This window comes from Ureibacillus endophyticus, from assembly GCF_003628435.1.
Taxonomy (GTDB): Bacteria; Bacillota; Bacilli; order Bacillales_A; family Planococcaceae; genus Ureibacillus; species Ureibacillus endophyticus.
The window spans coordinates 74,166-96,848 of sequence record NZ_RBZN01000002.1; the positions used below are offsets into that span (position 1 = coordinate 74,166).

Below are 22,683 nucleotides of genomic sequence, written 5' to 3' on the forward strand. Positions count from 1 at the left end.
TTATATTAAGGAAGAAGTTATTGTATTTTCTTCATAAATAACTATCTTATCTTAATTATACTACACATTTTTTTAGTTGCCCTCCAAATTAACTTTTATGTGCTTCATAGGTAATAAGTTGAAAAATTTGTGTTATAATCGAAAATAGTATGCAAAGAAAGGTGTGACGAACCTTGGTACGAAGTATGACTGGTTTTGGCAGGGGTGTCACAACGACAGAAAATTATCAACTAACTGTTGAAATTCGTTCAGTTAACCATAGATTCCTCGAAATATATACGAAATTTCCAAAAGAATGGTCAGAAGTTGAGATGGGAACAAAAAAACTCTTGTCTCAATATGTACATCGTGGGAAGCTAGATGTCACAGTGAATCTAAAATCAATAGGAAACGATGCTGAAACTTTTCAAATTAATTGGCCACTTATAGAAAGCTATAAAAAGGCAAAAAATCAGCTTATTGAAGTGTTGCCCATTGAAGAAAAGTGGACAATGGATGAAATATTTTCACTTGAAAATGCTCTTATTTATGAAAAACAAGAAATTTTACCTGAAGAATTACAGCGTTCGATTGAAAATGCAGTTATCGAAGCTGCAACACATTTAATTGAAATGCGAGAAAAAGAAGGGCAGCAATTAAAGCAAACACTTCTTCAATATAAAGACGAAATGATGTTACAAGTGGAGTTTATCCGAAGTCATTCTCAAACTGCTGTAGAAAAATATCGTGAAAAGTTAATAGATAGAATTAAGCAATTTGCTAGTGGAGAATTGGTTGAGGAACGAATTCTTGCGGAAGTTGCAATATTTGCAGAGCGTGTGGATATTTCGGAAGAGCTCGATCGCCTTAGTAGTCATTTTAGACAACTTGAAGGAACCCTAGAGGAATCTAATTCTATAGGAAGAAAGTTAGACTTCTTATTGCAAGAGATGCATCGAGAAATTAATACAATCGGTTCAAAAAATCAATCATCGGAAGTCTCTGTTGCTGTAGTTCAAGCAAAAACTATCTTAGAAAAAATGCGTGAACAAGTACAAAATATAGAATAAACTAATATCAAAAATTATCATTGACTCATTTTACGAGTTAATAAAGTAAAAAGCTTACTTTAATCAGGTGTAGTTGTGTTACTATTAATTAACAAAAAATATTGTTTAATAGCAGTAAGTGAGGGAGAAGTAGAGAACAATGAGAAAAGAAAGAGGTTTGTTAATTGTTCTATCAGGCCCATCTGGTGTCGGTAAAGGAACAGTACGCAAAGAGCTTTTTTCAAAGGCCGGCACAAATTATGAATATTCCATTTCTATGACAACACGTGCGCCTAGGGAAGGCGAAGTAGATGGTGTGGATTATTTTTTTAAAACTCGAGAAGAATTTGAAGCGCTAATTAAAGAAGGCGGATTATTAGAACATGCTGAATTTGTAGGAAACTATTACGGTACACCTCTTGCATATGTAAATCAAACACTAGATGCTGGCCGTGATGTTTTTTTAGAAATTGAAGTGCAAGGTGCTGCTCAAATTCGCGAGAAAGCACCAGAAGCTTTATTTATTTTCTTAGCTCCACCTAGTATTTCGGAATTACAAAAACGTTTAGTAGGTCGAGGTACAGAAACGGAAGAGATTATTAAAAAGAGAATTGAAACTGCTCGTGCAGAACTTGAAATGATGAGTTTGTATGACTACGTTGTTGAAAATGATGAAATTCAAAATGCGTGTGACAAAATTAATGCTATAATCGTTGCTGAACATTGCAGACGTGAACGCGTTGAAAAACAATATTTGTCTATGTTGAGAGGAGAATAAATTATTATGTTATACCCATCTATCGATGCTTTAAAAAGTAAAATTGACTCAAAATATTCTTTAGTGAGCCTTGCTGCTAAACGTGCTCGCCAAATGCAAGAACAAGGTGACGAAAAACTACAAGTTTATGTTTCACACAAACCTGTAGGAAGAGCATTAGAAGAAGTTGCTGTCGGTGTACTGAAGAAAGAAAAGCAAGATGAATCAACTGTATACGAAGATGAAGTTTAATCTTTCGTAAAATGCGGTATGTTTTATTAGTTTATATTTGTTGATATGACAAAATTTGTAGCTCCCGGAGAATTTTTCTTTGGGAGCTTGTCATTTGAAAGGATGAATTCATCATGAAAAAAAATATTTTACTATGTGTTTCTGGAGGAATTGCTGTATATAAAGCAGTTGCCCTCGTGAGTAAATTATCTCAAGCAAATTTTAATGTAAAAGTAATGATGACGGAATCAGCACGCAAATTTGTAACGCCTTTAAGTTTTCAAGTGATGTCAAAAAATGATGTTTATTACGATACATTCGATGAAAAAGATTCGAGTGTCATTGCACATATCGATCTTGCTGATTGGGCAGATTTAATCCTCATTGCCCCTGCAACAGCAAATGTAATCGGTAAACTAGCAAACGGGATTGCCGACGATATGATCACAACTACATGTCTTGCTGCTACTTGTCCGGTTTGGTTAGCACCTGCAATGAATGTACATATGTATGATCACCCTGCAGTAAAAAGAAATATTGCCCAATTAGCGGAAGACGGTTGTTCTTTTATTGAACCTTCAGAAGGATTTTTAGCATGTGGCTATGTAGGGAAAGGTCGTTTAGAGGAACCAGAAAAAATTACGCAAATCGTGGAGAATTACTTTAAAGAGGAAGCGAATGCACAATGACAATTTCCGTTGCAGAAGTGATTGTCGATGTGGCAGCTTATCCTGTAGATCGGTCCTTTGATTATTTAATACCAGACGAGATGGTTTCGTTAATTGAGTTAGGAAGCCGTGTGAAAGTTCAATTTGGTCCTCGAAATGTGTTAGGATTTGTTGTTGCATTAAAAGAAGAGACAGATATTCCAAGCGAAAAAATTAAACCTATTTCACAGCTTCTTGATATTGAACCTGTTTTAACAAGTGAAATGCTACAACTTGCGAAATGGTTAAAACATGAAACGATATGTTTTGAGATAGATGCATTACAAGTTATGTTACCTTCCGCATTACGGGCAAAATACGAAAAATTCATTTCTCTTGAAACGGATATCGACAACTTACCAGAAGTACTTAAACCTTTTTTTAGTCAAACTTCTAAGGTGAACTATAAAGATTTTGAGAAAAATAATTTATTGCATCCTTTAAAAACGGCGCTAAAACAAAAGTTAGTTGTGTTAGAAAATGTGGTGAAACAAAAAGGACAAATAAAGGAAGTTCGGAAAGTACAAATTGCAGATAACACTGAGATTTTAAGAGACATCTCAAATCAAATTTCTAATCGAGCAAAAAAGCAAAAAGTACTTATTGAATGGATGATGCAACACGTTGGGGAAACAATGGATCCTGATACTCTTTACAAAGAAACGAATACTTCTTCAGCAGTGTTACAAGCATTAATAGAACTTGGGGCTGCAAAATTTATTCAAGAAGAAGTATATCGAGACCCGTTTTCAAAAGAAGTGGGTCATACAAAGTCGTTAAATTTAACGGAAGAACAATCCACAGCCCTTCAAAAAATTACTACTGCAATGGAAAACCATCAAACAGAGACCTTTTTACTCCACGGAATTACTGGTAGTGGGAAAACAGAAGTATACTTGCAGGCGATTTCAAAGTGTTTAAATGATGGAAAAGAAGCGATTGTACTGGTACCGGAAATTTCCCTTACACCACAAATGACGGAACGATTTCGCTCAAGATTTGGTGAACTTGTCGCTGTTATGCATAGTGGCTTATCTGTTGGAGAGAAATATGATGAATGGCGAAAAGTGCATCAAGGTAAAGTAAAAGTGGTTGTTGGGGCAAGATCTGCTATTTTCGCTCCTTTTGAAAATGTAGGTATTATCATTTTGGATGAGGAACATGAATCAACATATAAACAAGAAGATAACCCAAGATATCATGCGCGGGATGTTGCGATTTGGCGTGGAGAATACCATAAGTGTCCAGTAATTTTAGGTAGTGCAACGCCATCTTTAGAGTCTTATGCGCGGGCAAAGAAAAATGTCTATTCACTTCTTACCTTAAAAGAAAGGGCGATGAAACAAGCCTTACCTACTGTCCACATTGTTGATTTAAGGGAAGAATTGAAAAAAGGGAATCGTTCGATGTTTTCACAAGAATTATTAGAATCCATCGAAAGTCGATTAAATAAAAAAGAACAAACTGTATTATTTTTAAATCGTCGTGGCTACTCTTCCTTTGTTCTTTGTCGGGATTGCGGTACTGTATTGCAATGCCAAAACTGTGATATTTCATTAACTTACCACCGTTCAAATGAAAAATGTAAATGTCATTACTGTGGCTATGAAATATATGTACCGAAGACTTGCCCACAATGCCAAAGTGAGCATATAAGATTTTTTGGTACTGGAACACAAAAAGTTGAAGAAGAATTGTATAAGTTTTTCCCACACGCACGGGTATTAAGGATGGATGTTGACACAACGAAAACAAAGGGTTCCCATGAACAAATATTAGAAGCTTTTGGTGAAGGAAAGGCAGATATTTTGTTAGGTACCCAAATGATTGCAAAAGGTCTAGATTATCCAAACATAACTTTGGTAGGGGTTCTTAGTGCGGATACATCACTACATTTACCAGACTTCCGCTCAGCTGAAAAAACCTTTCAACTATTAACACAGGTAAGTGGCCGCGCTGGTAGGCATGAGAAAAAAGGTGAAGTAGTTATTCAAACCTATACACCGGAACATTATGCGATTGAATTATCTAAAGACCAGTTTTATGAACCTTTTTATGAACGCGAAATGATGATGCGTCATCAAGCAGGATATCCTCCATATTACTATTTAGCATTAGTTCAAGTATCCCATGAAGATGTAATGATGGCTGCAGATTATGCTCAAAAATGTGTGGAGTGGTTACGATCAAATCTTTCGTTTAACGTATCGATTATCGGTCCTACTGCAGCTGGCATTAGTCGCCTCCAAAATAGATATCGATATCAATGTTTGATAAAATACAAAATAGAACCTGAGTTGATTCCAACACTAATGCAACTTATTAAACTTTATCGTTCAGAATGGATTAAAAAAGGCATATTGTTATCCATCGATTTAGATCCAACAATGATTTAATTTGAAGTTGGAACGATATAAAGTTCCAACTCCTTTAATTTATTATAGAAGTGTAGAAAGAGGTAAAAAATTATGGCAATTAAAGATGTAGTAAAATACCCTGCAACGGTACTAACGGAAAAATGTAAAGAAGTTACGGAAATTAATGAAGAGATTATTACACTTCTTGATGATTTATACGACACAATGGTTGAACATGATGGTGTTGGAATTGCAGCTCCTCAAATTAATGTACCATTACGAGTTGCAATAGTAGAAATCGGTGAAGAACGTGACATTTTAGAAATGATTAATCCTACAGTAATCGAAACAGATGGTGCTGAAGTTGATATAGAAGGATGTCTAAGTTTCCCAAATCTTTTTGGAGAAGTAGAAAGACCTACATACGTAAAAATTGAAGCATGTGACCGAGAAGGCCGAGTATATGAACTAGAAGCGGGTGGTTTCGATGCCCGTGCAATACTTCATGAAATTGATCATTTAGACGGCGTATTATTTAATTCAAAATTAATTCGAATAGTAACAGAAGAAGAATTAGCTGAAATGTACGGTGAAGAGGAGGAATAATCTTGACGAAAATAGTTTTTATGGGCACACCCGATTTTAGTGTACCAATTTTAAGAATGATACATGAAGAAGGTTATGTAGTAGCAGCAGTAGTTACTCAGCCAGACCGTCCAGTTGGGCGTAAAAGAGTTTTAACTCCTCCTCCTGTAAAAGAAGAAGCGATGAAATTAGGTCTACCAGTTTTACAACCAGAAAAATTAAGAGATTCTCAAGAATTACAAGAAATCATTGCACTTAAACCAGATTTAATTGTGACAGCTGCATATGGTCAAATTTTGCCGAAAAATTTACTCGACACACCTCCTTTAGGTTGTGTGAATGTTCATGCTTCACTATTACCAAAATACCGTGGTGGTGCACCAATTCATCAAGCGATTATTGATGGAGAAGAAAAAACAGGTGTAACGATTATGTATATGGCAGAAAAATTAGATGCAGGAGATATTATTTCCCAACGAGAAATCACAATTGAAGATTCAGATAATACGGGTATCCTGTTTGATAAATTAAGCGTTTTAGGAAGAGATTTATTAAAGGATACACTTCCATTAATTATTAATGGAACCAATGAACGAATTGAACAAGATCACTCAAAAGCAACTTTTGCCCATAATATTTCACGTGAACAAGAAAGAATTGATTGGTCGAAAGATGCGAGAGTGGTATTTAACCAAATACGTGGTCTTTCTCCTTGGCCGGTAGCTTATACGACTCTTAATGGCGAAAATATCAAAATATGGTCAGCAAAAATGGGGAATACTTCATCTAAAGAACAAGCTGGCAAAGTCGTAAAAATCCATAAAGAAAGTTTTGAAATTGTGGCTGGAAATGGTGAAACAGTTGAAATTCTCGAATTGCAGCCTGCAGGAAAGAAACGAATGACTTCAGAGGATTATTTGCGCGGCACAGGAATGAAATTATCGATAGGGGACCAATTTGAATGACAAAAAAGAAAGCGACTATTTGGGATGGTAATGTGAGAGATGCAGCTTTAACTATACTTTTAGCTGTAGATAAGAACCAAGCCTATAGTAATTTACTATTAAACCAAACAATCAATAAGTATAAAATTGATTCAAAGGATAGAGCCTTACTAACTGAAATTACTTATGGTACTTTACAGCATAAGTACACTCTTGATTATTACTTAGAACCATTTATTCGTGGAAAACTAGATCTTTGGGTAAGATGGCTACTGCGCCTTTCTGTATATCAGATTGTTTACTTAGATCGTGTTCCAGACCATGCAGCTGTCAATGAAGCGGTAGAAATCGCTAAAAGAAGAGGACATAAAGGGATTTCTTCAACAGTAAATGGCATTTTACGCTCAATACTTCGTCAAGGTACGCCATCTATCGAAGAAATTAAGGACCCAATTAAACGTTTAGCCATTGAAACAAGTCATCCAGAATGGTTAGTTGAACGATTTATTGATTCTTATGGTTTAGAGAAAACAACTGAAATGTTACATGAAAATAATGTTCCACCTACTCAAACCGTACGAATAAATAAAACAAAGGCATCAGTAGAAGAAGTACTTCAACTATTAGAGAATGAAGGGATTACTGCAAAACAAAGTAGTGTGATTCCTGAATGTATACACTTGGTTAATGGGCAAGCTTCTAGAACGAATGCGTTTAAAGAAGGATACATTACAATTCAAGATGAAAGCTCAATGATGCCAGCCAATGTTTTAAATCCACAAAAAGGTTGGCGTATTCTCGATATGTGTGCTGCACCTGGTGGTAAAACAACACATATCGCAGAGAAGATGGATAATGAAGGGTCAATTTTAGCAACGGACTTACATCCACATAAGCTGGATTTAGTTGATGCAACATGTAAACGTTTAGGGTTAGATATTATCCAAACAGCACCGATTGATGGGCGAAAAGCAGCAGAATATTTACAACACGAATCCTTCGATGCAGTTTTAGTGGATGCACCTTGTTCAGGTCTTGGTGTTATGCGTCGAAAACCAGATATTAAATATACAAAACGAGAAGAAGATTTTGAAAGTCTGCATAACATTCAACTAGCGTTATTAGATAATGCTGTAAAAGTATTAAAGCCTGGTGGACGACTTGTTTATAGTACATGCACAGTGAATACTAGTGAAAACGAAGAAACTGTTCAAGTGTTTTTAGCGTCTCATCCAGAGATGAAATTAGTTGAAATCGAAAATTTACCGGAACAACTTTTACAACGTGGACAGCATGGCATGATCCAAGTATTTCCTCAAGACTTTGGAAGTGATGGATTTTTTGTAGCAGCTTTTCAAAAAACTACTTAGATAAACAAAAGGAGAATCCAATTAAAAATGGATGAAAATAAATTTAACGAACGTATTCAAGACTTAGTAGAAGAGGCTGAACAAAAGCCCCGTCGTCGTGAGAAAAAGGAAAAACCTCAACTAAAAGAATCAATTTATTCTTTACGATTAGATCAATTACAACAATGGTTAAAAGACAATGGGGAAAAAGCATTTAGAGCTACCCAAATCTACGAATGGTTATACGAAAAACGAGTAAAAACCTTCGATGAAATGTCAAACCTGTCAAAATCGTTACGTGAAAAATTAGAAGCGAATTTTGCATTAACAACACTTTCAACAATTATTAAGCAAGAATCAAAAGATGGAACAATTAAATTTCTGTTCCAATTACAAGATGGATACTCTATTGAAACCGTGTTAATGCGTCATGATTATGGAAATTCTGTTTGTGTAACAACGCAGGTAGGTTGTCGAATTGGTTGTACGTTTTGTGCATCAACTTTAGGTGGATTAAAACGTCACTTATTAGCAGGTGAAATTGTTGAACAAGTAGTAAAAGTTCAACAAGCCTTGGATGAAGTGAATGAACGAGTTTCACATATCGTAATTATGGGTATTGGTGAACCATTTGATAATTACGATGCAATGATGAATTTCTTAAAAGTAATTAATGACGATAAAGGTTTAAATATTGGTGCACGTCACATAACTGTTTCAACTTCAGGAATTGTACCAAAGATTTATCAATTCGCTGATGAACAATTACAAATTAATTTTGCCCTATCTTTACACGCACCGAATCAAGAATTACGTCAAAAATTAATGCCAATTGCTCGTGCATATAAGTTAGAAGAATTAATGGAAGCCATTCGATATTACACAAATAAAACAGGTAGACGAGTAAGTTTTGAGTATGGTTTATTTGGTGGAGAAAATGATTCGGTTGAACATGCAGAAGAATTGTCAAAATTAATTAAAGGAATTAAATGCCATGTTAACTTAATTCCTGTAAACTATGTACCAGAAAGAGATTATGTAAGAACACCAAGAAATCAAATTTTTGCCTTTGAAAAAACTTTAAAGAAAAATGGGATTAACGTAACAATTCGTCGTGAACATGGTTCAGATATAGATGCTGCTTGCGGACAATTAAGAGCGAAAGAGAGAGCGCAAGAGACGAGGTGACAACTGTGAAATATACAGTCGAAAGTGATATAGGGCGCAAACGTAAAGTAAATGAAGATCGGGTTGCTTTTTTCGAGCGCCCTGATCATTTAAAGCTGGCTATCTTAGCTGATGGAATGGGTGGTCATAATGCAGGCGATGTTGCAAGTGAAATGGCTATCAAAGAGATGGAAAAAAGTTTTTTGCAAATTAAAGCAGAAGACATAAATTCCTCAGAAGCAAAAAAACGCTGGCTTTATGAAGTTATCTCAGAACTAAATACAAAAATTTACAATCATTCTTTATCACATGAAAGCTGTAAGGGAATGGGTTCTACATTAATTGCTGTTTTAATAGATGGTAATAATTGTTTTATTGCCCATATTGGTGATAGTAGAGTGTATTATTTTACACCTGAAGCTGTTACTCTTGTGACAAGAGACCATTCCTTTGTCAATATTTTAGTTGATTACGGTGAAATTAGTGAAGAAGAAGCAGAAAATCATCCACAAAAAAACTTTATCGTAAAATCACTAGGAACAGAAAGCACGATAGAACCAGATTTTTATGAACTGATGTTGGAAAATCCATCCTATGTTTTAATTTGTTCTGACGGTCTAAGTAATAAACTTTCCACAGATGAGATGGCAGCAATTTTAACCTTGCCAATGTCATTAAAGGAAAAAGGAAAAAAACTTGTTCAGTTAGCAAATGAATCAGGTGGAGAAGACAACATTTCTGTCATTTTATTATCCTTAGGCGATGAGGAGGTGTAACGATGTTAATTGGTAAACGAATAAATGATCGATATAAAATTTTGCAACTAATTGGTGGCGGAGGAATGTCTAACGTCTATCTAGCTCATGATATTATCTTAAATCGAGAAGTTGCTGTAAAAATTTTACGTTATGATGCATCCAATGAGGAAGAATTTCACCGCCGTTTCCAAAGGGAAGCATTATCTGCAACGAGTCTCCTTCATCCGAATATTGTAAGTATTTATGATGTTGGTGAAGATGGAGATATGCATTATATTGTCATGGAATATGTGAAAGGCAAAACGTTAAAGCAATACATAAATGAGTTTTCGCCTTTGTCGCCTTCCCGTAGTGTGCAGATTATGAAACAGTTAACTTCTGCAATTGCCCATGCCCATGAAAATCAAATTATTCATCGAGACATTAAGCCACAAAATATTTTAATGGACCAAGATGGAAATATTAAAGTAACGGATTTTGGAATTGCAACGTCATTAAGTGCCACTAGTTATACAAAGACGAATTCAGTAATTGGAACGGTACATTACTTATCTCCCGAGCAAGCAAGGGGAGGCTCAGCTACAAAAAAATCAGATATCTATGCTTTAGGGATAGTTCTCTATGAATTACTAACAGGAGAATTACCTTTTTCGGGAGAGTCTGCTGTGTCCATTGCATTAAAACATTTGCAAACAGAAACTCCTTCCTTACGTGCTTTTGATGCATCAATACCGCAAAGTCTAGAAAATGTCGTTTTAAAAGCAACAGCTAAAAACCCAGATCATCGTTACGCTTCTGTTGAAGAAATGGGAGAAGACTTACAAACGGTTTTATCACCAGATCGTCTAAATGAACTGAAATTTACTCCTCCAATTGATGATGATGAAACGAAAGCAATTCCAATTATAAAAGAGCGTATGCCATTAACGGAAATTGCGAATACCAAAGTATTGTCACATGAGATAAAGGAGAAAGAACCTGTAGTTGATGAAGTAAAAACGAAGTCAAAAAATAAATCAAAGACGAAAACGAAGCCCAAAAAGAAAAATAATAAAGGGAAAATCGTTAGCATTATTCTAGCTATTATTGCAATTATAGCTCTTTCCGCTTTTTTAGTAATCAATTTAATCACTCCTTCTAAATTTGAAATTCCAGATGTTTCAAATCTAGATGTTGAAGAGGCAACGAAGAAGTTAGAAGATGCAGGCTTTGTTGTTGGTGATATAAGGGAGAAAAACTCAGATGAAATTGAAGAGGGACTCATCATTGAAACAAATCCTAAAGCAGGCTTAACTCGTGTTAAAGGTACTGAAATTAATTTAATTCAAAGTATCGGTAGTGAAAAGATTGAGATGAGTGATTATGTAGGTCAGTCAATTAACCAAGTGACTTCTATACTTGAGAATGCTGAATTTGCAGATTACGAAATTACTGAAATTTATTCTCCTGAAGCAGCAGGTACTATCCTTGAACAGGAACCTAAAGCTGGGGAAGAAGTTAATCCAAAGGAAACAATTGTTAAATTAACGATAAGTAAAGGAAAGAATTTTGTAACAGTTTCAAATTTAATTGGTTATAATGAAGCTGCATTAAAAGAATTTGAACGTACTTCAGGGTTAAAAGTAAAAGTGAAAAATACTGTACATCATGATACTGCACAAGCGGGAACAGTTATTTCACAAAATCCAGCACCAAATGCCAAAATAGAAGCTGGTGGAACAATAGAAGTTGATATTTCAAAGGGCCCAGCAGCAAAACAATCAAAAGTATATTATAAAGATATTGTTATTCCGTATGAACCAATAAATCTAGGGGAAGAACAAAAAATTCGCATATTTATTCAAGATAAAAACCAATCAATGGGAGAACCGACTGATGAATTCACAATTACAGAAGACCGTAAGTATCGAATTTCATTAGAAATTGAAGAAGGCTCTAAAGCGGTTTATCGAATTGAACGAGATTCCATTAATATCGTAGAAGAAACAATCCCATATGAGACTGTAAACTAGGGGTGAAAGGATGGCGCAAGGCCAAATTCGTAAAGCTTTAAGTGGATATTATTATGTTGAGCAAAACGGAGAACTAATTCAATGTCGCGGACGAGGGGTTTTTCGCAATCGCGGAGAATCTCCCCTTGTCGGTGATTTTGTTGATTTTACTAAAGAAGGTGACTCGGATGGAGTGATTGTGAAAATCCATCCAAGAAAAAATGAATTAGTTCGCCCACCTATTGCGAATATTGATCAAGCCTTACTTGTGTTTTCAGTAAAGGAACCTGATTTTAATACGATTTTATTAGATCGCTTCTTGGTTGTATTAGAATCATTTCAAGTAACTCCAATTATTGTGTTAACAAAAACGGATTTATTGACTGAAACAGATCAAGAAACGATTCAAACGTATATCCAACAATACAAATCAATTGGATATGAAATCATTGAAACTTATAAAAATGACCCAACATTATTAGAAAGATTACAACCTGTTTTAGAAGGAAAAACATCTGTATTGGCAGGTCAATCTGGTGTAGGGAAATCTACATTATTAAATACACTCTTACCAAACTTAAATTTACAAACAGGGGTTATTTCACAAAGTCTTGGTCGAGGAAAGCATACGACACGCCACGTGGAACTGATTGAAGTAAATAATGGGTTATTAGCAGATACACCAGGGTTTAGTTCCTTCGATTTCGACACAATTGAGAAAGAAGAACTAACATTATGCTTCCCTGAATTTGCCGAATTAAGGGAAGGTTGTAAATTTCGAGGGTGTTTACACATAAAAGAACCGAAATGTGCAATTAAAGATGCCTTAGAAACTGGGGACATCCAGCCACATCGTTACGAACATTACCAACAATTTTTACAAGAAATAATTGATCGAAAGCCGAGGTACTAACAATGATTAAAATTGCACCATCGATCCTAGCAGCAAATTTTGCAAAACTAGGACAGGAAGTAAAAGAAGTAGAAGAAGCAGGGGCAGAGCTTATTCATATTGATGTAATGGATGGACATTTTGTTCCTAATATTACAATGGGACCAATCGTAGTGGAGGCATTACGTCCACTTACGACATTACCACTTGATGTTCATTTAATGATTGAAAATCCTGATAGCTATATTGAACAATTTGCAAAAGCAGGAGCAGATTATATTTCTGTTCACGTCGAAGCCTGTAGACACTTACACCGTACAATTCAATTAATTCGTTCATATAATATAAAGCCTGGTGTTGTATTAAATCCTCATACTCCAATTGAATCGATTCAACACATTTTAGAAGATGTTGATTTTGTTTTATTCATGACAGTAAACCCTGGTTTTGGGGGTCAAAAATTCATCTCATCTGTTGTGCCTAAAATTGAAGCACTATCTAGAATCATTAAAGAGCGTGGGTTAAACATTGAAATTGAAATTGATGGTGGCATAAACGCAGAAACAATTGTTCCGTGTGCAAAAGCAGGTGCGAACATTTTTGTTGCTGGATCAGCTATCTATAATCAAGAAGATCGTGCTACTGCCTTACAACAAATTAAAGCTGCTGGCGAGGCAGCATTAGTGTAATGTCAATCGTAGTCATTTGCTCGGGCGGCCCCTACGAAGATATTTACCCATTAGAACGTTTTAAAAGCATTGAGGATGTAGTATTCATTGGCGCTGATTACGGATCTATACATTTATTAGATGCAGGAATCATCCCGACAGAAATCCTTGGTGATTTTGATTCATTATCTGATGAAGATTGGGCACGTGTTACAAAAGTAGTGAAACATATTGATAAGGCAAAAGCAGAAAAAGACGAAACGGATACTGACCTAGCTTTATTAAGAGCAATTGCTTATCAACCTACTGAAATTTATTTAACAGGGGTTACTGGAGGGCGTCTTGACCATTTTGAAGCGGCAATACGTTCAATTTATAGATTACAATTGGAAAATCCTCATATTGTAATAAAAATTATAAACTCCCATAATGAAATTCGCATACTATTGCCTGGCAAACATAATATATTACGAGATGAAAAGTTTCGATATATTTCGTTTTTTGCTTTTGAAAAAACAGTAGAAGATGTAACATTACGTGGGGTAAAATACGAGACTACAAATGAAACAATTGAAATTGGAACTTCTAGATTCACAAGTAATGAATTGATTCTCGAGCAGGGGTATATCTCTTTTTCATCAGGCATATGTTTAATGATAAGAAGCAGTGATTAAAAAGGAGGGCCCAATTTTGCGAGTTTATACATTTCAGTTACCTAAGTTTGTTAGTAGCCTTACACGTAGTTGCATCAATTTATTTACCGGCGGCGGAAAGAAGAAAAAACGCAAGGAATAATAATATTTTTTATTCGTTATTTTATTACGCCGGTCATTTTTATTGGATGCACAAACTAAAACTTTCAGCTGAAGAAGGAGGCGTCTCATATTATATTGAGACGCCTCCTTCTTAATATTTGATATTTTCCTTTTTTCTAAGATAATCCTAGTAACTTTATGTGTTTCTCTATGAAGTTGTGAATTATTTTTGAAATATGAAAGAAATTTTGTATCACTTTTTTGCCACAAAGTTGTATTGTATTTATATAAATCTTTTTACTTTAAAGCAAGTTGTGACTAGGGGGCAAATTAATATACTTGTTTCACTTCATAATAAAATAAAAAAACATCGACTTTTACATGATGTAAAAATCGATGTTTTTTAATGGTATTGAGTCGTATTAAACGCGTTCAACTTTACCAGATTTTAAAGCACGAGCAGATACCCATACACGTTTTGGTTTACCGTTAACTAAGATACGAACTTTTTGTAAGTTAGCACCCCAAGTACGTTTGTTAGCGTTCATAGCGTGTGAACGGCTATTGCCTGAACGAGCTTTACGACCAGTTACTGCACATTGTTTAGGCATGTATATTCCCTCCTTACAGATGAATCTGAAAGCTTGTTTTTCAGTTCGTTATTTCACATACTTTAATAATTTAACATAGCTCGTGATTCTATGCAACAATTTTCGCATAACCTTTCAAGAAAAAATACTTTACACAACAAAAAATATATTTCGTTATTTTTACAATAAATATGATACCAACAAAATTAACAATACTTGCATAATGATGTTAATCAAATGCACAATAAGTAGACGAATACCAACGTTTTCTTTTATAATCAATTTTTGTGTAGTACAATATAGTTTAGTTTAGTTTAGTCTCTAAGTTTGTCGTTAAAATCGAGATACATGTTTGTTACAGTAGCGGATAACTACAGAACTTTTTATCCCAAATTAGCCAAGGAGGCAAAAATTTATGTCACTAGAAATTAAAAATGATTTTGGCCAAATTGATATTGCAAATGATGTAATTGCTCAAATTGCTGGTGGAGCGGCAATCGAATGTTACGGAGTTGTCGGTATGGCATCAAAACATCAAATTCGTGATGGATTAACAGACATTCTACGAAAAGAGAACTTCGCAAAGGGCGTAATTATTCGTCAAAATGGACAAGACCTTAATATCGATATGTATATCATTGTAAGCTATGGAACAAAAATTTCGGAAGTAGCTTATCAGGTCCAATCAAAAGTGAAATACACTATAAATAAAACATTAGGTATGAGCGTAAATTCAGTTAACATATTTGTTCAAGGCGTTCGTGTTATGAATGTGTAAGAGGAGGATTTAAATCGGATGAAGTCACTAGACGGAATCAAATTTGCTGAAATGGTGCAGATGGGAGCTCACCATCTATCGCAAAATGCAAGTTACGTTGATTCATTAAATGTATTCCCTGTACCAGATGGAGATACTGGAACGAATATGAACCTTTCCATGACTTCCGGTGCAAAGGAAACGCAAAGTAATGCAGATCAACATATCGGGAAAACTGCCCAAAGCTTATCTAAAGGATTATTAATGGGGGCACGAGGAAATTCAGGTGTTATCTTGTCTCAACTATTCCGTGGTTTTGGGAAATTCATTGAAAAAGAACAAGAGATTGATGCACAAAAATTCGCTGGTGCATTCCAAGCTGGGGTTGATACTGCTTATAAAGCAGTTATGAAACCGGTTGAAGGTACAATTTTAACTGTTGCCCGTGAAGCTGCTGCAAAAGCTGTGGAAGCTGCTCAAACGGAAACAAGCGTTATTTCTGTGATGGAAGTTGTCGTTAAGGAAGCGAAAAATTCCTTAGACCGAACTCCTGAATTACTCCCTGTATTAAAAGAAGTTGGGGTAGTCGATAGTGGTGGACAAGGCTTACTATTCATCTACGAAGGTTTCCTTGCTTCTTTAAAAGGTGAAGCATTACCAGAAAAAAATACAGCTTCATTAGATGATCTAATTAGTGCGGAACATCATCGTGCTCAAGATTTCATGAGTACAGAAGATATTGTATTTGGATATTGTACTGAAATTATGGTTCGTTTTGAAGAAGGCAAAGAACCATTTGATGAAGCAAAATTCAGAGAAGAACTAAATGTAATGGGAGATTCCCTATTAGTTGTTTCTGATGATGAAATTGCAAAAGTACATATCCATTCTGAAACACCTGGTGCTGTACTTACTGCAGGTCAAAAATATGGTAGCCTAATTAAAATTAAAGTAGACAATATGCGTGAACAACATTCAGCAATTGTAAATGATGATTCTAATCAATCTACTTCAAACACTTCAAACAAAGTTGAAAAACATCCGTATGCTGTTGTAACGATTGCAATGGGGGAAGGTGTTGCAAACTTATTACGTAGCATTGGTGCTTCATATGTGATTGAAGGCGGACAAACGATGAATCCATCTACTGAAGATATTGTGAAGGCAGTCAAAGCTATTAATGCTGAACGTGTATTAATCTTGCCGAATAATAAAAATATCGTTATGGCTGCGGAACAAGCGGTTGAATTATTAGATATCGAAGCTGCAGTAGTTCCTACGAAAACAATTCCTCAAGGGATGGCGGCAATTTTAGCCTTTAATCCAGAAGCATCTGTTGAGGAAAATAAAACAAATATGACGAACGCATTCTCACATGTGAAAACTGGTCAAGTAACATATGCAGTTCGCGATACATCTATTGATGGTGTAGAAATTCACAAAGATGATTATATGGCACTAGCTGAAGGTAAAATCGTACTTTCTACGCCGAATAAAATGGATGCTGCTCAAAAAGTAGTCTCTCACCTTGTAGATGAAGATACTGAGATCATCACGGTACTTTATGGTGAAGATGCTTCAGAAAAGGAAGCAGAAGAGCTATCACAATTTATTGAGGAAAATTATCCAGATGCTGAAGTTGAAATAGTAGAAGGTAAACAATCACTATATCCATTTATCTTATCAATTGAATAAAACTTTAAGACAGTACTTGTGTATTTAATTACATGTACTGTCTTTATTTTTTGAATTCTATTTATTTTGATTGTTAAAGAATGTTCATGTTAAACTAGGCTTACAATGTACTATAATGATAATTTCGTAAAATATTTTTTAAAGGAGAGAGTAGGTTGAAATTTACTTCAGTTTTTGACATTATCGGACCCGTTATGATTGGCCCCTCTTCTTCACATACAGCAGGTGCGGCACGAATTGGACGAGTTGCACGAGATTTATTCGGACGTACGCCTAAATGGGCAAAAATCCATCTTTATGGTTCTTTTGCGGAAACTTATAAAGGTCATGGAACAGATGTGGCGATTATTGGTGGGTTATTAGATTTTGATACGTTTGACGAACGAATAAAAACATCTTTTGAACATGCAAAGAAAATAGGATTATCCTTTGAATTTATTGCAGAAACAGCAAACAAAGAGCATCCTAATACGGCACGAATTGTTTTGGGAGATGACACTGGTGAAATGTCTATTGAAGGGATTTCCATCGGTGGAGGGAAAATTGAGGTAAGTGAAGTAAACGGTTTCAAATTACGTTTAACAGGTGGAATGCCTGCTTTACTCGTTGTACATGATGACCGTGCAGGATGTATTGCGAATGTTGCGAACTGTTTAGCAATGCATAATATAAATATTGGTCATATGGAAGTTTCTCGAATTGAACGTGGATTGACTGCTTTAATGGTTATTGAAGTCGATCAAAATATTGATGAGAAAGTGATTCAACAAATTTCTTTAATTCCTAATATTACAAAGGTATCTAAAATAAACAATTAAGGAGTGGGCGAATTGGACGTATTATTTCATAATGTACGAGAATTAGTAGAATTGGCGGATAAAGAAAATAAGCTCATCTCTGAAATCATGATCGAGCAAGAAATGAAAATTAGTGGTCGGTCAAGACAAGAAATATTTGAACAAATGGATAAAAATTTAACTGTGATGGAGCAAGCAGTTGAACGGGGACTAAAAGGGGTTCGTTCTGTATCAGGACTTACAGGTGGTGATGCGGTTTTACTACAGAATTATATTGCGACCGGAAATAGTTTATCCGGTGATTTACTTTTAGATGCAGTTAGTAAAGCTGTTGCAACAAATGAAGTAAATGCTGCAATGGGTACAATTTGTGCAACGCCAACAGCTGGTTCTGCTGGTGTTGTACCAGGCACACTTTTCGCAGTGAAAAATAAATTAAACCCAACACGTGAACAAATGATTCGTTATCTATTTACTGCAGGTGCCTTTGGTTTTATCGTCGCAAATAATGCATCTATTTCTGGTGCAGCTGGGGGATGCCAAGCAGAGGTCGGTTCTGCTGCTGGTATGGCGGCAGCATCCATTGTTGAAATGGCTGGAGGGACACCTGCTCAATGTGCGGAAGCGTTTGCAATTACTTTAAAAAATATGCTTGGCTTAGTTTGTGATCCTGTAGCAGGACTTGTTGAAGTACCTTGTGTGAAACGAAATGCAATGGGTGCTGCAAATGCTCTTGTTGCTGCAGATATGGCATTAGCAGGAATTTCAAGTCGTATCCCTTGTGATGAAGTAATTGGTGCAATGTTTAGAATTGGCCAGACAATGAATCCAAATTTAAAAGAAACAGCTCGCGGTGGTTTGGCGGCTACTCCGACAGGTAAGGAAATTGCTGCTAAGATTTTTGGGAGTGCAGTAAATTGACAATTAAAGAGTTTGAAGCAGTAACTGAACTAAAAGGGATTGGAAAAGAAACAGCAGAACATTTAGCAGAGATGGGAATATTTACAGTTCAAGATTTGATTTGGACATTTCCTTTTCGTCACGAAGATCAACGACTAAAGGATTTAGCTGAAACACCTCACAATGAAAAAGTGACGGTGGAAGCAAGAGTTGAAAGTGTGCCTTCTGTTCTTTACCTTGGAAAAAATAAAACGAGAATACAAGTAACAGTACTTGCTGGAAGACATTTAGTGAAAGTTGTTTTTTTTAATCAAGCGTATTTACGAACGAAATTAACTCCAGGTTCAATTATTACGGTTTCAGGCAAATGGGATCGAGGTAGACAAGTTATCAATGGTACGTCTATTCATTTTGGTCCAAAAACAGATAATACAGATTTTGAACCAGTTTATAGTTTACGTGGATCACTTCGTCAAAATAGATTTAGAAAGTATATGCGCCAAGCGTTAGATGTAGCGGGAGAGAACTTAGCGGAGACTCTCCCTTTGCATTTAATACAGAAATATAAACTGCCTTCACTTTTAGAAGCATTAGAAGGCGTTCATTTCCCTAAAGATGCAGAGCATGCAAAACAAGCTAGAAGACGATTTGTTTATGAAGAATTATTGCATTTTCAATTGAGAATTCAAGCATTGCGTAAAGCTCGTAAAAGTGATGAACAAGGTACGATAATACAGTATGATCTTAAGAAATTAAAAAAGTTTATAAGTACAATTCCATTTGAATTAACAAATGCTCAGAAAAGGGTTGTAAATGATATTTGTAAAGATTTAAAAGAACCTCATCGAATGAATCGACTTTTGCAAGGAGATGTAGGGTCAGGTAAAACTATTGTAGCAGCTATCGGACTTTATGCAGCAGTAACAGCTGGTTTTCAAGGCGCTTTAATGGCACCGACCGAAATTTTAGCGGAACAACATGCGGAAAGTTTGAAAAGTTGGTTTGATCCAATTGGGGTTCGTGTCGCTCTACTATCGGGTTCTACAAAAAGTAAAGAACGAAAAGTCATTTTAGAGCAATTACATAATGGGGAAATAGATATTTTAATTGGTACCCATGCGTTAATTCAACCTGATGTTGTCTTTTCGAACTTAGGATTTGTTATTACCGATGAACAACATCGATTTGGAGTAGAGCAAAGACGTATATTAAGGGATAAGGGAATTAATCCTGATGTTCTTTTTATGACAGCAACTCCAATACCGAGAACATTGGCTATAACGGCTTTTGGTGAAATGGATGTTTCGATTATTGATGAATTGCCAGCAGGTAGAAAGCAAATCGAAACACACTGGCTAAAAAAGGAACAATTGAATTCGGCTATTTCGAAAATGGAAATAGAACTTAGTCAAGGTAGACAAGCATATGTAATTTGTCCTTTAATTGAGGAATCTGATAAATTAGATGTTCAAAATGCTGTTGAAGTGTATGAGCAGCTTGCAACCATATTCCACGGAAGATATAAAGTCGGACTAATGCATGGGCGATTACATCCTGATGAGAAGGAGCAAGTGATGCGTGCCTATTCTGAAGGAGAGATCCATGTATTAGTGTCAACGACAGTCGTTGAAGTAGGGGTAAACGTTCCAAATGCATCATACATGTTAATATACGATGCGGATCGATTTGGACTAGCTCAGTTACATCAATTGCGCGGCCGAGTTGGACGAGGACAACACCAGTCTTATTGCGTATTATTAGCCGATCCTAAATCTGATGAAGGAAAAGAGCGGATGATGTCTATGACTCAAACGAATGATGGCTTCCGTTTAGCTGAAAAAGATTTGGAATTACGAGGACCAGGCGACTTTTTCGGTAAAAAGCAAAGTGGTCTCCCTGAATTTAAAATGGCAGATTTAGTACATGACTATAGAACACTAGAAGTTGCTCGACAAGATGCCGAAAAAATAATCTATGATAAGAACTTTTGGGAAAATGAAGAGTATAGATCTTTAAGAGAAATGTTAGAAGAATCTGGAGTACTCTCAGGTGAACGAATGGATTAACTTAAAATGGACGTAACTTTATGTTGCGTTCTTTTTTTTGGAAATGTATACTGGTATTAGTACCAAGTGCTAAATAATTCGGAAGTAGGTGACGATTGAATGAAAAGGACGAAAAAAGAAAGGCAACGTCTTCTAACAGAAACAATTGCAGAAAATCCATTCGTCACTGATGAACAACTAGCTTCCCAATTTAATGTTAGTGTACAAACGATTCGCCTTGACCGAATGGAATTAGCCATTCCGGAATTACGCGAAAGAATTAAAGATGTTGCTGCAAAAAATTATGAAAATGAAGTTAAATCTCTACCGATAGATGAAGTAATTGGTGAAATTATTGATATCGAATTAGATAATCGTGCAATTTCTATTTTTGACGTTGGCCAAGAGCATGTTTTCCAACGTAACGGGATTGCTAGGGGACATCATTTATTTGCACAAGCAAACTCTCTTGCTGTTGCTGTTATTGATGACGAACTTGCCTTAACAGTAAAAGCGAATGTTTCTTTTATTAGACCAGTAAAAGCTGGTGATAGAGTAATTACAAAAGCAATTGTTCGTGGTCAAGATGATGAAAAAAATAGAACATATATAGATGTCGTATCAACTGTCAATAATGATAAAGTGTTTAAAGGTGAATTTGAGATGTATCGCACGAAAGGTAGTGTACAATAATGAAATTAGCAATTGATGGCATGGGTGGAGACAATGCGCCTAAAGCGGTAGTAGAAGGTGTACTGCTTGCATTAGACGAGTTTCCAAATATCGAAATACAACTCTATGGAAATCAACGAGAATTACAGCCATTGTTAAAAGAACATAGCCGTCTACAAGTAATTCATTGTGAAGAAGTAGTCGAAGCAGAGGATGATCCAGCTCGTGCAGTACGTCGAAAAAAGGATTCTTCAATGGCCCGTATGTTAGAAGCAGTCAATGAGGGGCGTGCAGATGCTTGTTTATCTGCAGGAAATACGGGAGCATTGATGGCTGGCGGTTTATTCAAAGTGGGACGTATAGAAGGTGTTTCACGTCCAGCATTAGCTACAACTTTACCAACAATTGATGGTAAAGGATTTTTAATGCTTGATCTTGGGGCAAATGCTGATGCAAAGCCAGAAAATCTTGTCCAATATGCAATTATGGGAAATATTTATGCCAAAAAAGTACGTGGTATTGATAATCCACGTATCGGTTTATTAAATATTGGAACGGAAGAAAAGAAAGGTAATGACCTTACAAAATCTGTTTTCGGTTTATTAAAAGAAGCAGATCTAAACTTTGTTGGGAATGTAGAAGCCAGAGATTTATTAGATAATGTTGCTGATGTTGTTGTAACAGATGGATTTACAGGTAATATGGTTCTAAAAACAATCGAAGGAACTGCTGGAGCATTAATGTCCATGATAAAAGATGTGTTCATGGCTTCAGGGAAAACGAAAATTGGAGCACTATTAGTAAAAGGTGAAATGAAAGGTTTAAAGTCAAAACTAGACTATTCTGAACATGGAGGAGCTGCATTATTTGGTCTCCAAGCACCTGTTGTAAAAGCACATGGTTCTTCCAATGCTAGGGCGATTTATAATGCGATTCGCCAGGCATCAATCATGGTTGAACATAATGTTACAGATGTGATTAAAACAACAATTGCTGATAATCCAGTTCAACAATAAGGGATATTGAAAAGGGGATAGA

At 35.7% G+C, this 22,683-nt stretch carries 21 protein-coding genes and 1 pseudogene; 21 read left to right on the forward strand and 1 reads right to left on the reverse strand.

The window, feature by feature from the left end; all coding sequences use genetic code 11:
* The first annotated feature begins 173 nt into the window (after nt 1–173).
* The 14 genes and pseudogenes from D8M03_RS01585 (at nt 174) to D8M03_RS01650 (ending at nt 14,108) form a co-directional block, all read left to right on the forward strand.
* The gene (locus tag D8M03_RS01585) at nt 174–1,049 is read left to right on the forward strand and encodes a YicC/YloC family endoribonuclease (protein ID WP_121212927.1); all 876 of its coding nucleotides are present in this window, start codon (nt 174–176) and stop codon (nt 1,047–1,049) included.
* A gap of 139 nt (nt 1,050–1,188) precedes the next feature.
* Nucleotides 1,189–1,806 carry a guanylate kinase gene (gene gmk, locus D8M03_RS01590; protein ID WP_121212928.1) on the forward strand — a complete coding sequence of 206 codons (618 nt, stop codon included), beginning with the start codon at nt 1,189–1,191 and terminating at the stop codon, nt 1,804–1,806.
* Nucleotides 1,807–1,812: 6 nt separating this feature from the next.
* On the forward strand, nt 1,813–2,037 hold the full coding sequence (gene rpoZ, locus D8M03_RS01595) for a DNA-directed RNA polymerase subunit omega (protein ID WP_121212929.1): 225 nt from the start codon (nt 1,813–1,815) through the stop codon (nt 2,035–2,037).
* Between the two features lie 113 nt (nt 2,038–2,150).
* Nucleotides 2,151–2,690, forward strand: a pseudogene (gene coaBC / locus D8M03_RS01600) (bifunctional phosphopantothenoylcysteine decarboxylase/phosphopantothenate--cysteine ligase CoaBC); the annotation flags it as partial.
* Nucleotides 2,691–2,701: 11 nt separating this feature from the next.
* Nucleotides 2,702–5,119, forward strand: coding sequence for a primosomal protein N' (gene priA / locus D8M03_RS01605; RefSeq protein ID WP_121212931.1), 2,418 nt, complete (start codon nt 2,702–2,704; stop codon nt 5,117–5,119).
* A 72-nt stretch (nt 5,120–5,191) separates the two neighbouring features.
* Nucleotides 5,192–5,686: a peptide deformylase gene (gene def / locus D8M03_RS01610; protein ID WP_121212932.1), complete on the forward strand. Its 495-nt coding sequence runs from the start codon at nt 5,192–5,194 to the stop codon at nt 5,684–5,686.
* Nucleotides 5,687–5,688: 2 nt separating this feature from the next.
* Nucleotides 5,689–6,630 (forward strand): methionyl-tRNA formyltransferase, encoded by a 942-nt coding sequence (fmt, locus tag D8M03_RS01615; protein WP_121212933.1) that lies wholly within the window; start codon nt 5,689–5,691, stop codon nt 6,628–6,630.
* Nucleotides 6,627–7,979: a 16S rRNA (cytosine(967)-C(5))-methyltransferase RsmB gene (gene rsmB, locus D8M03_RS01620; RefSeq protein WP_121212934.1), complete on the forward strand. Its 1,353-nt coding sequence runs from the start codon at nt 6,627–6,629 to the stop codon at nt 7,977–7,979. The genes fmt and rsmB overlap by 4 nt, the downstream gene beginning before the upstream one ends.
* Nucleotides 7,980–8,006: 27 nt before the next feature.
* Nucleotides 8,007–9,146, forward strand: coding sequence for a dual-specificity RNA methyltransferase RlmN (gene rlmN / locus D8M03_RS01625; protein ID WP_121212935.1), 1,140 nt, complete (start codon nt 8,007–8,009; stop codon nt 9,144–9,146).
* 5 nt (nt 9,147–9,151) lie between these two features.
* A complete protein-coding gene (locus tag D8M03_RS01630) occupies nt 9,152–9,901 on the forward strand; it encodes a Stp1/IreP family PP2C-type Ser/Thr phosphatase (RefSeq protein ID WP_121212936.1) in 750 nt (249 codons plus the stop codon).
* Between the two features lie 2 nt (nt 9,902–9,903).
* Nucleotides 9,904–11,895 carry a Stk1 family PASTA domain-containing Ser/Thr kinase gene (gene pknB / locus D8M03_RS01635; protein ID WP_121212937.1) on the forward strand — a complete coding sequence of 664 codons (1,992 nt, stop codon included), beginning with the start codon at nt 9,904–9,906 and terminating at the stop codon, nt 11,893–11,895.
* A 10-nt stretch (nt 11,896–11,905) separates the two neighbouring features.
* Nucleotides 11,906–12,787, forward strand: a complete 882-nt coding sequence (gene rsgA / locus D8M03_RS01640; RefSeq protein WP_121212938.1) for a ribosome small subunit-dependent GTPase A — start codon at nt 11,906–11,908, stop codon at nt 12,785–12,787.
* Nucleotides 12,788–12,789: 2 nt separating this feature from the next.
* Nucleotides 12,790–13,455 (forward strand): ribulose-phosphate 3-epimerase, encoded by a 666-nt coding sequence (rpe, locus tag D8M03_RS01645; RefSeq protein WP_121212939.1) that lies wholly within the window; start codon nt 12,790–12,792, stop codon nt 13,453–13,455.
* The gene (locus D8M03_RS01650; RefSeq protein WP_121212940.1) at nt 13,455–14,108 is read left to right on the forward strand and encodes a thiamine diphosphokinase; all 654 of its coding nucleotides are present in this window, start codon (nt 13,455–13,457) and stop codon (nt 14,106–14,108) included. The genes rpe and D8M03_RS01650 overlap by 1 nt, the downstream gene beginning before the upstream one ends.
* Before the next feature lie 503 nt (nt 14,109–14,611).
* Here D8M03_RS01650 and rpmB read toward each other — a convergent pair.
* On the reverse strand, nt 14,612–14,800 hold the full coding sequence (gene rpmB / locus D8M03_RS01660) for a 50S ribosomal protein L28 (RefSeq protein ID WP_097072095.1): 189 nt from the start codon (nt 14,798–14,800) through the stop codon (nt 14,612–14,614).
* 394 nt (nt 14,801–15,194) lie between these two features.
* On the opposite strand from rpmB, the gene D8M03_RS01665 reads away from it, so the two are divergent.
* From D8M03_RS01665 to plsX, 7 genes are all read left to right on the forward strand, one after another.
* Nucleotides 15,195–15,557, forward strand: a complete 363-nt coding sequence (locus tag D8M03_RS01665) for an Asp23/Gls24 family envelope stress response protein (RefSeq protein WP_121212941.1) — start codon at nt 15,195–15,197, stop codon at nt 15,555–15,557.
* A gap of 18 nt (nt 15,558–15,575) precedes the next feature.
* Nucleotides 15,576–17,231, forward strand: coding sequence for a DAK2 domain-containing protein (locus tag D8M03_RS01670; protein WP_121212942.1), 1,656 nt, complete (start codon nt 15,576–15,578; stop codon nt 17,229–17,231).
* Between the two features lie 155 nt (nt 17,232–17,386).
* Complete coding sequence (gene sdaAB, locus D8M03_RS01675) at nt 17,387–18,049, forward strand: L-serine ammonia-lyase, iron-sulfur-dependent subunit beta (protein WP_121212943.1); 663 nt, start codon at nt 17,387–17,389, stop codon at nt 18,047–18,049.
* Nucleotides 18,050–18,061: 12 nt separating this feature from the next.
* The gene (gene sdaAA / locus D8M03_RS01680) at nt 18,062–18,949 is read left to right on the forward strand and encodes an L-serine ammonia-lyase, iron-sulfur-dependent, subunit alpha (RefSeq protein WP_121212944.1); all 888 of its coding nucleotides are present in this window, start codon (nt 18,062–18,064) and stop codon (nt 18,947–18,949) included.
* On the forward strand, nt 18,946–20,994 hold the full coding sequence (recG, locus tag D8M03_RS01685; protein WP_121212945.1) for an ATP-dependent DNA helicase RecG: 2,049 nt from the start codon (nt 18,946–18,948) through the stop codon (nt 20,992–20,994). Before sdaAA ends, recG begins: the two co-directional genes overlap by 4 nt.
* 99 nt (nt 20,995–21,093) lie before the next feature.
* The gene (gene fapR / locus D8M03_RS01690; RefSeq protein WP_121212946.1) at nt 21,094–21,666 is read left to right on the forward strand and encodes a transcription factor FapR; all 573 of its coding nucleotides are present in this window, start codon (nt 21,094–21,096) and stop codon (nt 21,664–21,666) included.
* On the forward strand, nt 21,666–22,661 hold the full coding sequence (gene plsX, locus D8M03_RS01695; RefSeq protein ID WP_121212947.1) for a phosphate acyltransferase PlsX: 996 nt from the start codon (nt 21,666–21,668) through the stop codon (nt 22,659–22,661). The genes fapR and plsX overlap by 1 nt, the downstream gene beginning before the upstream one ends.
* Nucleotides 22,662–22,683 lie beyond the last annotated feature (22 nt).

What these genes read in the sequence shown, in the direction of transcription:
- rpoZ (WP_121212929.1), top strand. Translation starts at nt 1,813, where the DNA reads ATGTTATACCCATCTATCGATGCTTTAAAAAGTAAAATTGACTCAAAA.
- rlmN (WP_121212935.1), top strand. Translation starts at nt 8,007, where the DNA reads ATGGATGAAAATAAATTTAACGAACGTATTCAAGACTTAGTAGAAGAG.
- rsmB (WP_121212934.1), top strand. Translation starts at nt 6,627, where the DNA reads ATGACAAAAAAGAAAGCGACTATTTGGGATGGTAATGTGAGAGATGCA.
- D8M03_RS01670 (WP_121212942.1), top strand. Translation starts at nt 15,576, where the DNA reads ATGAAGTCACTAGACGGAATCAAATTTGCTGAAATGGTGCAGATGGGA.
- gmk (WP_121212928.1), top strand. Translation starts at nt 1,189, where the DNA reads ATGAGAAAAGAAAGAGGTTTGTTAATTGTTCTATCAGGCCCATCTGGT.
- def (WP_121212932.1), top strand. Translation starts at nt 5,192, where the DNA reads ATGGCAATTAAAGATGTAGTAAAATACCCTGCAACGGTACTAACGGAA.
- rpmB (WP_097072095.1), bottom strand. Translation starts at nt 14,800, where the DNA reads ATGCCTAAACAATGTGCAGTAACTGGTCGTAAAGCTCGTTCAGGCAAT.
- D8M03_RS01665 (WP_121212941.1), top strand. Translation starts at nt 15,195, where the DNA reads ATGTCACTAGAAATTAAAAATGATTTTGGCCAAATTGATATTGCAAAT.
- priA (WP_121212931.1), top strand. Translation starts at nt 2,702, where the DNA reads ATGACAATTTCCGTTGCAGAAGTGATTGTCGATGTGGCAGCTTATCCT.
- D8M03_RS01650 (WP_121212940.1), top strand. Translation starts at nt 13,455, where the DNA reads ATGTCAATCGTAGTCATTTGCTCGGGCGGCCCCTACGAAGATATTTAC.
- rpe (WP_121212939.1), top strand. Translation starts at nt 12,790, where the DNA reads ATGATTAAAATTGCACCATCGATCCTAGCAGCAAATTTTGCAAAACTA.
- fapR (WP_121212946.1), top strand. Translation starts at nt 21,094, where the DNA reads ATGAAAAGGACGAAAAAAGAAAGGCAACGTCTTCTAACAGAAACAATT.
- plsX (WP_121212947.1), top strand. Translation starts at nt 21,666, where the DNA reads ATGAAATTAGCAATTGATGGCATGGGTGGAGACAATGCGCCTAAAGCG.
- rsgA (WP_121212938.1), top strand. Translation starts at nt 11,906, where the DNA reads ATGGCGCAAGGCCAAATTCGTAAAGCTTTAAGTGGATATTATTATGTT.
- pknB (WP_121212937.1), top strand. Translation starts at nt 9,904, where the DNA reads ATGTTAATTGGTAAACGAATAAATGATCGATATAAAATTTTGCAACTA.